The organism is Streptomyces hebeiensis (assembly GCF_052983195.1).
Genome location: NZ_CM129812.1, coordinates 2237696 through 2248218, shown reverse-complemented (window position 1 = coordinate 2248218; position 10523 = coordinate 2237696). Strand labels below are relative to the sequence as shown.

Genomic DNA, 10523 nt, shown 5'->3' with positions numbered 1-10523 from the left:
CGCACAGAAGACTGCGGTTTTCCGCAATGCACCGCGTCGCGTGGCGCGGCTAGGTTTCCGGACATGAAAGCTGTGGTGCGTCGCGGGCTGAGGCTCGCGGCGGGTCTGTTCATGGGTACGGGCTCGGCACTTGTCGAGCTGCCGTTCATCTTGCTCGCGGGTGTCGCGCTGCTTCTCGTCCTCGCCTGGCCGCGTGGCAGGCAGGCGGTCATACGCCCGCTCGCCGTCTGCGCGGGGAAGCTGGTGGAGCTGGAGCGCCACAGGTTGCGCACACTGTTCGGCGAGCGGGTCGCGGGTACGTACGGGCCCGCCGCCGCGCTCAGGTATCTCGCGGTGCGCTGGACACTCGGGATGCTCGGCGCGGTGATCCTGCTGTCCGTGATGATCGGCGCCGCGTACGGAACATTCTTCTTCTACGGCTGGCTGATCACCGACATACGCAGGCCGGGGACGGTCGTGGCAGGAAGTTTCGGCGGACTGTTCCTGCTCTTCCTGGCCGTGCAGGGGATCTTCGGCGTCGCCACCCTCGAGGGGAAGCTCGCCCGGCATTTCCTCGGCCCCAGCCAGCAGGAGGCGTTGGAGCGGCGGATAGTCCAGCTCGCGACCAGTCGCGCCGGCGTCGTGGACGCCGTCCATGACGAGCGTCGGCGCATCGAGCGGGACCTGCACGACGGAGTCCAGCAGCAGTTGGTCGCCCTGGGCATGCTGCTCGGCCGGGCCCGGCGCAGCAGCGACCCGGCGCGGGCGAGAGAGCTGCTGCGCCAGGCGCACGACCAGAGCGGTGCGGTGCTGACCGAGTTGCGCGAAGTGGCCTGGCGGGTCTATCCGACGGTGCTGGACGAGGCGGGGCTCCAAACCGCGTTGGAGTCCGTGGCGGAGCGGTCTCCGGTACCGGTGCGGCTGAGCTGCGCGCTGCGTCGCGAGCCGGAGAAGGCCGCGGCGAACGTCGCATACTTCGTGGTATCGGAGAGTGTCACCAACGCGGTCAAGCACGCGGGCACCGCACGGATCGAGGTGGAGGTCGCGGAGGAGTCACACATGCTACGGATACGGGTGAAGGACTACGGCAGAGGTGGCGCGGACCCGGCGGGCAGCGGACTGCTCGGCCTGGCCAGGCGGGTCGCCGCGCTGGACGGGCTGTTGCAGGTCAAAAGCCCGCCGGGCGGGCCCACCACCGTCGTCGCGGAGATTCCATGCGAGTGATCATTGCCGAGGACTCGACCCTGCTCAGGGAAGGACTCGCGCGGCTCCTCGCAGAGGAGGGCCATGAGGTGATCGCTTCCGTCGCCGACGGTGAGGCACTGCTGGCCGTGGTCGCGAAGGATCCTCCGGATGTCGTCGTGGCCGACGTGCGTATGCCGCCGTCCCACACGGACGAAGGCCTTCGCGCCGCCCTGGAGATCCGCCGTCGCTGGCCGGCGGTGGGGGTCCTTGTCCTGTCGCAGTATGTGGAGAAGCGCTATGCCACCGAGCTGATGACCGACGAGTCCGAAGGTGTCGGATACCTGCTCAAGGACCGGGTCGTGCAGGTGGACGAGTTCCTTGACGCGCTGGAGCGGGTCGCGGCCGGCCAGGCGGCCTTCGACCCCGAGGTGGTACGTCAGTTGTTCGCCCGCTCCAACCGCAGCGACCCGCTGTCCCGGCTCACCGAAAGGGAACATCAAGTGTTGGGGGAGATGGCACAGGGACATACGAACGCGGCCATCGCACGGCGGCTGCACATCTCGCAGAGCGCCGTCGAGAAACACATCAACGCGATCTTCGAGAAGCTCGAACTGAGCGGGTCCAGTGGGTACAGCCGCCGGGTTCTGGCCGTGCTCCGCTATCTGGGCACATGAACCCTGGACACCCGGGAGGGGCCGAAGAGAGAGGGATCAGCCGCAGCAGCCACCGCCGCAGCACCCGCCACCGCCGCCGCTCGCGGCGGGTCGGGGCGCGGCGCCCTTGGCCGTACCGCCGACGGCGACGGTGGACAGCAGCTTCACGGTGTCATCGTGGCCCGCAGGGCAGGCCGCGGCGTCCGAGGACTCCGCCATCGGGCGGCTGAGCTCGAAGGTGTCACCACAGGAACGGCAGCGGTACTCGTATCGAGGCATGGGCCCAGACTATCCGGCCCGTGCGGAGACGCGGCAAGGTCGTGGGCCGCACGGATCAGCCCACTCCCACGCGGCCCTGACCGCCCCGCGCCCGCAACCGCCGCTCGCGTTCCGCCGCCTCCGGATGGCGGGCCCGCCAGTACGGGTTGTCGTGCGGCAAGGTGGCGCTGACTCTGCCGTACATCCCGAAGAACATCAGCAGGACGCCCACGACAAAGCTGAACAGCACGTTCTGGATATGGAAGGCCAGGAAGTTGTAACTGGTCTCCAGCAGGGCGAGATTGACGAACCCGCTGGCGATGAAGAGGACGCCGATGACCATGTTCAGGGTGGAGGCGATATTTCCGCCGACGACCATGCCGGCGAAGAGGATCAGACCGACGCAGATGGACAACACGCTGAGCGCGCCGTTGGTGTTCAGGCCCGCGACCGTGGCGCCTCCGGTGTCGAAGAAGCCGATTTTGTCGATCAGCCCGAGGATGCCGAAGACGGTCAGGATCAGACCCATCACACCGGCCCCGACACGGTAGACCTGATTGAGGTGGTGATCGAGTGGGAGATGTTCGTCGAGCTTGACGTGCCGCCGGTGCGGGCGACGGAGCGCTTGGCCGGCCATGAGCGGTCTCCTTTGGCATCACATGCGTGTGTCCGGCACGAGGTATTCACGACGTGCTCGGGTACGCATCCAGGATCCGCCCCGGGCGACTCTGGGACAAATCAGGAAAAGCTGGATAGTGGAACGGGTAAGGCAGGGACAGGGGATACGTCAGCGATGGTGCCCGGAGCCGGAGCCGGAGCCGGAGCCGGAGCCGGAGCCGGAGCCGCGTTCTTCGCGGATCTCCGCGACCACCCGTGCCACTGTGGTGCGCACCGCCTCGGTTTCCGTCAGGAAGTGCCAGTAGTCGGGGTGGCGGCCGTCCAGCGCGGCCACGGCGCGGTCCAGTCGGCCCACGGCGTCGTCCAAGGGGCGGGCGTGGCGGGGCTCCGGGGTTGTGCGCCCGGTCATGGCCAGCCGCTGTGCGTCCCGGATCGCGAACCGGGTACGGTCGATCTCCTGGCGCGGGTCCTGCGCCACGTCATCGAGTCGGCGCAGCCGGTCACCGGCGGCGGAGACCGCCTCGTCCGTGCTGTTCAGCAGGGCGCGGACCGTGCCGAGCAGCGCCGTCGCGTCCGCCCAGCGCTGTTCCTCGCGCGCCGAGCCGGCCTCCCTGAGCTTTTCCTCCGCCTGCCGCACGCTCGCCGCTGCCTGGTCAGGGACCTGCTGGAGGTCCTGCCAGCAGGCCGCCGTGAAGCGGCGGCGCAGTTCGCTCAGAACGGGTTCCACCGAGCCCGCCCGGTTGGCGAGGGCCTGCGCCCGCGTACGCAGGGACACCAGTCGCCGGTCGATCTCCTGGGCGCGCTCGGGGAGCCCCTCGGCCTCGGTTCGTATGGATTCGGCATCGCGCTGCACCCGCTCGGCGCGCTGGAGGGTCTCGGCCACGCCGTGTCGGCCCGCGCCCTCGTTGAGTTTGGTCAGCTCGGGACCGAGCGACGCGAGCCGGGCGGCCAGATCGTCCGCGCGCAGACCGTCCGCGCGGGCCGTGTCGAGCGCGTTGCTCGCGGACAGCAGCGTCTGTTTCGCCCGTTCTACCGCGGGCGCGAGGCGGGCCAGCTGGTTCTCCGCCTTGTCCAGCAGCGGAGCGAGTCCTTGCTCGAAGCGGTCCAGCTCGCTCTTGATCCGGTTCAGCTCGTCCTTGGCCTTCTCCAGTTCGCTCCGGGCCCGGGCCGCGGTGGATGGTTCCAGGTCGTCCCGGTCCAGGTCATGGGCGTCGACGGCGCTGATGTAGCGGTGGCTCACCTCGTCGATCCGCCGGCCCAGCGCCGCGAAGTCGGACTCGGCGCGCCGTGCCCCCGGGGAGCTGTCCACTGCCGTGATCGTCTCGATCGAGATCCGCAGCCCGCGCTGGGCCGTGTCCAGCTCGTAGAATGCCGCGGCCGCGGCATCCTTCGCCGCCTGCGCCTCGGCCCGTCGATTTTCCCCACGCCCACCGAACCAGCGCCTCGTTCCCCCGCCGGCGAAGGCGTGGGGGACGACGGTCACGATCAGCGGCACCGGCAGCAGCGCCAGGGTGAGGACATCGAGGACATCACGGACGGCACTCGGCTTGACTCTCGCCTGCGGCTGCGCGTGTATGGCCGTCACATCCCTCTCCCGTGCCCTGTTCGCCCTCGTGTGGCCGAATGGTCCACTGCCTCCGACCTGTTCGACCGGGGTCCATTCTCCCACCAGGTAAGGACGAACACACGGGCCGGTCAGTTCGCGGGGCGCACGGTGATCTTTCCGTTGTCGGTACGGGCCTTCACCGTGTGCGAGCTGTTCGACGCGGTGGGAACGTCGACGTCCACCGAGCCGTTCTCGCTGGCGGCCCGTACCGCGTACGACGCCTGCGACGTGGGCAGCTCGATCGTCACCGAGCCGTTCTCGCCGACGGTCTCCACCAGGTCGGGTACGGCAGTGAACGCCAGGCGCACCGATCCGTTGTCCGATGTCGCGGCCACCTTCTTCGAGGCGACGCCCTTCGCCGAGATCTTTCCGTTCTCGGTCTTCAGGCTGAGCGGACCGCGTGCGTCCCGGACCGTCACGGCGCCGTTGTCCGACGTCAGCCTGAGCGCCGTGACGAAGCCGGTGGCGGTCGTGTCCCCGTTGTCCGCCGCCACTGTCACCGCCACCCCACGTGGCACCTTCACCGTGTGCCGCGCCGCGCAATGACTGGCGACGCCGCCGCACCTGACCCCCAGCCGGAGAGTGTCGTTCCTCATCTCCCATCGAGCATCGGGGCCGCTCCCCATGAACACCCACCCGTCGACCTGCCGGGTCACCTCCACCTCGGCCACATCGGCCGGTACGAGTTCGACCCCGGCGTTCTCCGCGTCGATCGTCAGCGTCTTCCCGTTCAGGGCGAACGACTTCCTCTCGACCGGAGCGTCGGAGGCGTCGGCGGTGCCGCAGCCTCCGACGCAGACTCCGAGGACCACGGCCCCGCCCGCGGCGAGCAGCGTACGGATGCGTCGGCGGCGTGTGGCCACGGTGACCGTCCCCCTCGTAAGTTCCTGTGCCGGATGCCCCTCACCGTACGAATCCGCGGCCCGGCCCCCGATCCGGCGACCCACCCTTTCCAGGGTGGGGATATCCCCCTGCCCCATCGGTTTGCGGCCCGGCCCCGTGGGCCATGTACGCTGTGGACTCGTCCGAGGGTGCGTAGCTCAGGGGTAGAGCGCTGCTCTTACAAAGCAGATGTCGGCGGTTCGAAACCGTCCGCGCCCACCAGCACGAGGGCCCCCGACCGATCATGGTCGGGGGCCGCTGTGCGCGTGGCCGCTTGGCCCTGCGCCGGGTGGTGGTCGTCAGCCGGCCGCCTTGGCGATGACGCGTTCCATTTCCTCTCGGCCGAAGGCCCGCAGCGTTGTGGAACGGACGTTGCCCACCCCGCCCAGTCGCAGGAGTGCTGCCGTGGCGGTTTCGTCGTCAGGCGCCTCAACAACGGCCACGAGGTCGTAAGGGCCGACGGTCCAGTAGATATTCAGGAGCCTGGCCCCGAGTCCTTGTGCCGCTGAGCCGAAGGCCTCGGCGCGCTCAGCGGTGTCCTTGTAGTTTCGGACCCCTTGATCGGTCCAGCTCAGTAAGGCGACGTACGTCGGCATGTTCTCTCACCCTCACGAGGAGACGAATCGCGAGGTCAAGCCTGCACACCCGGGATGGGACCCGCATGAGGTGCGCACCCGAACGGGCACCCGGGCGGTACGAGTGACCACAGGCAGGCGAAAGCCCGCGCACGGGGCCGGGCCGCTCAGCTCTTCCGTTCCCGTGGCCCAGGGGCTCACGTGCCGGCTCGCGGGTCGGTGGTGTGGTCCGCGGGGCCGGGGACGCCGGTGGGCGGCGACACGGTGAGGTGGGCGTGCAGTGCGCGGGTGTGGTCGACGTGCCGGACCGGGCCCGTCAGGGCGGCCAGGGCCGTGAGGCGGATGTCGGTGCTGGAGGCGCCCAGGCGTAGCTCCAGCTCGCCGGGTTCCACGATCCGGCGGCCGTCCCGACCGGTGAAGGACGCCAGGTCGGCGGGGACGGTGATCGTCACCGTGACCCGCTCGCCCGGCTCCAGGGGCACCCGTACGTAGCCGATCAGCCGCTGGACCGGCTGGACCACCGAGGCCACCGGGTCGTGCAGGTAGAGCTGGACCACCTCGGTGCCCGGCCGGGACCCGGTGTTGCGGACGGTGAAGGACAGCCGCACAGCGCCGTCCGTGCCGGTGGTGAGCCCGCCGTCGGTCTCCAGGTCGGACCAGGCGAAGGAGGTGTACGTCAGGCCGTGACCGAAGGCGAAGGCCGGAGTCGGGTCGATGGTGGACACGTCGTTCGCCCGGCCCAGGGGCGGCGCGAGATACGTGGACGGCTGGGCGCCGGGCAGTACGGGGATGCTCACGGGGAGCCGGCCCGAGGGGTCGATACGGCCGCTCAGCACCCCCGCCACGGCCGGAGTGCCCTCCTGACCGGGGAAGAAGGTCTGGACGATCGCGGCCGCCGCGCCCGCCGCCGGCCCGGTCGCCCCGCCCGCCGCCGCTGCGCCCAGTACGTACGGCCGGCCCGCCAGCAGTGTCACCACCACCGGCGTCCCCGTGCCGAGCAGGGCGTCCAGCAACGGTCCCTGCACGCCGGGCAGGGCGAGGCTCTCCGCGTCGCAGCCCTCGCCGCTCGTTCCGCGCCCGAACATGCCCGCGCGGTCGCCCAGCGCCGCGATCACCACGTCCGCGTCGCGGGCGGCGCGTACCGCCGCGTCGAAACCACTCGTGTCGGTGGTGTCGATCCCGGCACCGGCCACGGTCACGATCTCGCTGTCGGGGAACTCCGCCGTGAGTGCCTCCCGCAGCGTGGGCAGCGGGATGCCCACCGGGGTGTCCGGGTGCAGGCCGCCGATGTGCACGGGGAAGGAGTAGCAGCCCAGCACGGCCGTGGGTGTCTCGGCCTGCGGACCGACGAGCGCGATCCGGGCCGGGCGGCCCAGCGGGAGGGTGCCGTCGTTGCGGAGCAGGACCACCGACCGTTCCGCCAGCCGCCGGGAGATCTCCCGGTGCGCGGGCGCGTCCAGGCTGATCGTGCCGCGCAGTCGCGTCGCGTCCAGTCCTGCCGAGGCCCGTGGCTCTCGCTCCGGCCGCGCCGGGTCCCGCGGCTCCGGGGCCGCCCGTGCGGTTTCCTGCCGCGCCGTCTCCTGCCCCGTCGCGTTCCGCGGTGTCCCGGCCGGGGCGGCCTCGGCCAGGGCGGACGGTACCGGGCTCCAGTCGGGGTCCAGCAGCCCCAGTTCCGCCTTCTGCGTCAGCACCCGGCGCAGCGCCCGGTCCACGGTCTCCTCCGGCAGCCGTCCCGCCGCGACCGCCTCGCGCAGCGGCTGCCCGTACGTCTTCACCGTCGGCAGTTCGACGTCGACTCCCGCCGTGAGGGCCGCCGCGGCGGCCTCGCCCCAGTCACCGGCCACGCGGTGCAGCGTCTTGAGGAAGGCGACGCCGAAGTAGTCGGCGACCACCGTGCCCTCGAAGCCCCAGGTGTCCCGGAGCAGACCGGTCAGCAGACCCTCGTCCGCGGCGGAGGGCAGCCCGTCGGTGTCGGTGTACGAGTGCATCACGGACCGTACGCCGCTCTCCCGTACGGCCATCTCGAAGGGCGGCAGAACGACGTCGGCGCGCTCCCTGGGGCCCATGCTCACCGGGGCCAGGTTGCGCCCGGCGCGCGAGGCGGAGTACCCCGCGAAGTGTTTGAGGGTCGCGACGATCCCGGCGGACTCCAGACCCTGGACATAGGCCGTGGCGACCGTGCCGACCAGGTAGGGGTCCTCGCCGATGGTCTCCTCGACCCGGCCCCAGCGGGCGTCGCGCACCACGTCGAGCACGGGAGCGAGTCCCTGGTGCAGCCCCACGGACCGCATGTCGCGGCCGATCGCGCGGGCCATCTCCCGTACGAGGCCGGGGTCGAACGACGCGCCCCACGACAGCGGGACGGGGTAGGTCGTGGCGCCCCAGGCGGTGAAGCCGGCCAGGCACTCGTCGTGGGCCATGGCGGGGATGCCGAAACGGTTCGAGGCGACGATGCGCTCCTGGGTGCGCAGCAGGGACAGCGCGCCCAGCGCCGGGTCGACCGGGACCGTGCCGAACGGGCGGGTGAGCTGTCCGAGGCCGTTCGGCAGCAGTTCGTCGAGGGCGGGCGGCCGGTCCATGTCGTGCTGGTGCGGCGCGACTTCGGCGCCCTCCGCGGAGGCGCCGGCCCACAGGCCGTAGAGCTGGGCGAGCTTCTCCTCCAGGGTCATGGCGGAGATCAGGTACTCGACCCGGGCGGCTCGTCGCGCCTGCAACTCGGAGGGGACGAGGCCGGGCTCCGCGGACGCGCGGGAGTCCGGGGGATTCGAGGAGTCCGGCGAACCGGAGGAGTCCGAGGTGTTCGGCGGGGTCGGTGAGCTCGGGAGGTCCGAGGCGTTCGGAGGGTTGGGAGTGTCCTCCGAGGGACGCGAGGCGGTGGCGTCGGAGCGGGGCTCGGCAGTCACGTTGTCGTTCACTTTCCTCCGACGCCCATCAGCCCCTGGACCAGGGCTCGACGGGCGAACAGGTAGATGAGCAGGACAGGGAGCGCGGACAGCACCACGGCCGCCAGCAGGGCGGGGATGTCGATGCCGTACTGCGTCTGGAAGTTGTAGAGCCCGAGCGTGAGTACCTTCGTCTCCTCGGACTGGGTCAGGACGAGCGGGAAGAGGAAGCCGTTCCACGCCTGGAGCGAGGAGAACACCACGATCGTGGCGACACCGCCCCTGGACAGCGGCAGCACGAGCTGGAAGAAGACCCGCCGGGTGGTCGCCCCGTCGATGGCCATGGCCTCGAAGAGTTCGTCCGTGATGTCGCGCATCGTACCGGTGAGGATGAGCGCGCAGACGGGCAGACAGAAGGCGGCGGTGGGCAGGATGACGCCGAGGAGATTGTCGTACAGGCCGGCCGTGCTGATGACGTAGAACATGGGGACGATCACCGCTTGGGCCGGTACGGCGAGACCGAGCAGGAAGAGCCGGAAGACGCGGCCGGTGGCGGGCCCGCGCCCTCGCACGATGGAGAACGCGAGGGGCGGTACGAGGACCAGCACGATCACCACGACGCTCGTCGTGACGATCATGGTGTTGAGGAAGTAGCGGCCGAAGCCGCTGGAGAAGTCGCGCACGTAGTTGGCGAGGGTGAGGTGCTCGGGGAACGACAGTGGGCCGCCCGTGCTGTAGTCGGGGCGGGTCCGCAGGGACGCGCCGAGCATCACGTAGAGGGGGAGGGCGACCAGGCACAGCCACAGCAGCGCGCCCAGCGCCGCGAGGTAGTTGGGCCGGTGGCGACGGGGGGCCGGACGATGGCGCCGAGCGTACGTGCCGGTCACAGGCCCTCCTTCGGGCTCGCCATCCTGTCGTAACCGGACAGCCGCACGACGACCAGCGAGATCATCGTCGCCACGATCACCAGCAGCAGCGCGATCGCCGCGCCGGCGCCGAAGTCGAAGCTCTTGAAGGCCTTTTGGTACATGTAGAAGGCGCTGATCGTGGTCTCCGTACCCGGTCCGCCCTGCGTCAGGATCAGTACGGTGTCGAAGGTCGTCAGCCCTCCGACCACCATCAGGATCACCGAGGTGATGACCGAGTTGCGCAGCTGCGGCAGTGTGATGTGGAAGAACTGCCGTACGGTCCCGGCGCCGTCGATGGCCGCCGCCTGGTAGAGGACCTCGGGAATCGCACGGGTCGCGCCCTGGTAGATCAGTGTGTGCAGCGGCGTGAACTGCCAGGTGCCGACCAGTACGAGGACGGCGATCGCGCCGGTGCGCGAGCCCAGCAGATTGCCGTCCCCGAAGAGCCAGCGAGCCTGCGCCGGCACCCCGAAATTGGGATCGAGCAGCGCCCGCCACAGCACGGACACGGCGGTGGCGGACAGCAGCAGCGGTACGAAGAAGATCGCGGACAGGACAGCGCGGTTGCGCTGCGGTCCGGCCGCCCAGACGCCGAGCAGGATGCTCAGCGGCGTCTGGGTCACCACCCCGAGCGCGGTGAGCAGCACGCTCAGCCACAGGCTCTTGATCATCACCGGGTCGTGGAGCAGAGTGACCCAGTTGTCGAGGCCCACGAACTCCGGTGCGCCGATGCCGCCCCAACTGGCGAAGGACAGGACGGCGACCAGCAGCAGCGGGACGATCGCGAACAGGGCGAAGAAGAGGGTGGCGGGCAGTGCCCAGCCGAGGCCGGGGCGGGCGACCGCGCGGTCGCCCGCCCCGGTGCCCGGGGGCGGCGGGCGGCGCCGGTCGCTCTTCGCCGGGGCGGCGAGGGTAACCATCTCGGGTGTCACTCCCAGCTCTCGGTTCGTTCTCATGGGCCGCGCGGCGATGGGCGA

General features: G+C 70.5%; 10 protein-coding genes and 1 tRNA gene. 3 read left to right on the top strand and 8 right to left on the bottom strand.

The window, feature by feature from the left end; all coding sequences use genetic code 11:
• Window positions 1–63: 63 nt before the first annotated feature.
• Both ACU6P3_RS09570 and ACU6P3_RS09565 read left to right on the top strand, forming a co-directional pair.
• Entirely contained in the window at window positions 64–1203 is a 1140-nt protein-coding gene (locus ACU6P3_RS09570) for a sensor histidine kinase (RefSeq protein WP_447196751.1), read from the top strand.
• A complete protein-coding gene (locus tag ACU6P3_RS09565; RefSeq protein WP_344275651.1) occupies window positions 1194–1838 on the top strand; it encodes a response regulator transcription factor in 645 nt (214 codons plus the stop codon). The genes ACU6P3_RS09570 and ACU6P3_RS09565 overlap by 10 nt, the downstream gene beginning before the upstream one ends.
• Window positions 1839–1874: 36 nt before the next feature.
• Here the strand turns inward: ACU6P3_RS09565 and ACU6P3_RS09560 are convergent, their stop codons facing one another.
• From ACU6P3_RS09560 to ACU6P3_RS09545, 4 genes are all read right to left on the bottom strand, one after another.
• The gene (locus tag ACU6P3_RS09560; protein WP_447196750.1) at window positions 1875–2096 is read right to left on the bottom strand and encodes an FmdB family zinc ribbon protein; all 222 of its coding nucleotides are present in this window, start codon (window positions 2094–2096) and stop codon (window positions 1875–1877) included.
• A 55-nt stretch (window positions 2097–2151) separates the two neighbouring features.
• Entirely contained in the window at window positions 2152–2712 is a 561-nt protein-coding gene (locus tag ACU6P3_RS09555; RefSeq protein WP_037802901.1) for a DUF4383 domain-containing protein, read from the bottom strand.
• A 150-nt stretch (window positions 2713–2862) separates the two neighbouring features.
• Window positions 2863–4278: a coiled-coil domain-containing protein gene (locus tag ACU6P3_RS09550; protein ID WP_447196749.1), complete on the bottom strand. Its 1416-nt coding sequence runs from the start codon at window positions 4276–4278 to the stop codon at window positions 2863–2865.
• 110 nt (window positions 4279–4388) lie between these two features.
• Window positions 4389–5162 (bottom strand): DUF4097 family beta strand repeat-containing protein, encoded by a 774-nt coding sequence (locus ACU6P3_RS09545; protein ID WP_447196748.1) that lies wholly within the window; start codon window positions 5160–5162, stop codon window positions 4389–4391.
• A gap of 166 nt (window positions 5163–5328) precedes the next feature.
• Here ACU6P3_RS09545 and ACU6P3_RS09540 point away from each other — a divergent pair.
• Window positions 5329–5403, top strand: a tRNA-Val gene (locus tag ACU6P3_RS09540).
• A 77-nt stretch (window positions 5404–5480) separates the two neighbouring features.
• Here the strand turns inward: ACU6P3_RS09540 and ACU6P3_RS09535 are convergent.
• From ACU6P3_RS09535 to ACU6P3_RS09520, 4 genes are all read right to left on the bottom strand, one after another.
• Window positions 5481–5777 carry a GYD domain-containing protein gene (locus ACU6P3_RS09535; protein WP_447196747.1) on the bottom strand — a complete coding sequence of 99 codons (297 nt, stop codon included), beginning with the start codon at window positions 5775–5777 and terminating at the stop codon, window positions 5481–5483.
• Window positions 5778–5953: 176 nt separating this feature from the next.
• The gene (locus ACU6P3_RS09530) at window positions 5954–8425 is read right to left on the bottom strand and encodes a beta-xylosidase/alpha-l-arabinosidase (RefSeq protein WP_447197824.1); all 2472 of its coding nucleotides are present in this window, start codon (window positions 8423–8425) and stop codon (window positions 5954–5956) included.
• 242 nt (window positions 8426–8667) lie between these two features.
• Window positions 8668–9525: a carbohydrate ABC transporter permease gene (locus ACU6P3_RS09525; protein WP_447196746.1), complete on the bottom strand. Its 858-nt coding sequence runs from the start codon at window positions 9523–9525 to the stop codon at window positions 8668–8670.
• Window positions 9522–10466 carry a carbohydrate ABC transporter permease gene (locus tag ACU6P3_RS09520; protein WP_447197823.1) on the bottom strand — a complete coding sequence of 315 codons (945 nt, stop codon included), beginning with the start codon at window positions 10464–10466 and terminating at the stop codon, window positions 9522–9524. The genes ACU6P3_RS09525 and ACU6P3_RS09520 overlap by 4 nt, the downstream gene beginning before the upstream one ends.
• Window positions 10467–10523: the final 57 nt, after the last annotated feature.

Excerpts from the sequence above, each read along its gene's own strand:
- ACU6P3_RS09570 (WP_447196751.1), top strand. The coding sequence starts at position 64 with ATGAAAGCTGTGGTGCGTCGCGGGCTGAGGCTCGCGGCGGGTCTGTTC.
- ACU6P3_RS09565 (WP_344275651.1), top strand. The coding sequence starts at position 1,194 with ATGCGAGTGATCATTGCCGAGGACTCGACCCTGCTCAGGGAAGGACTC.
- ACU6P3_RS09560 (WP_447196750.1), bottom strand. The coding sequence starts at position 2,096 with ATGCCTCGATACGAGTACCGCTGCCGTTCCTGTGGTGACACCTTCGAG.
- ACU6P3_RS09555 (WP_037802901.1), bottom strand. The coding sequence starts at position 2,712 with ATGGCCGGCCAAGCGCTCCGTCGCCCGCACCGGCGGCACGTCAAGCTC.
- ACU6P3_RS09535 (WP_447196747.1), bottom strand. The coding sequence starts at position 5,777 with ATGCCGACGTACGTCGCCTTACTGAGCTGGACCGATCAAGGGGTCCGA.
- ACU6P3_RS09530 (WP_447197824.1), bottom strand. The coding sequence starts at position 8,425 with ATGACCCTGGAGGAGAAGCTCGCCCAGCTCTACGGCCTGTGGGCCGGC.
- ACU6P3_RS09520 (WP_447197823.1), bottom strand. The coding sequence starts at position 10,466 with ATGGTTACCCTCGCCGCCCCGGCGAAGAGCGACCGGCGCCGCCCGCCG.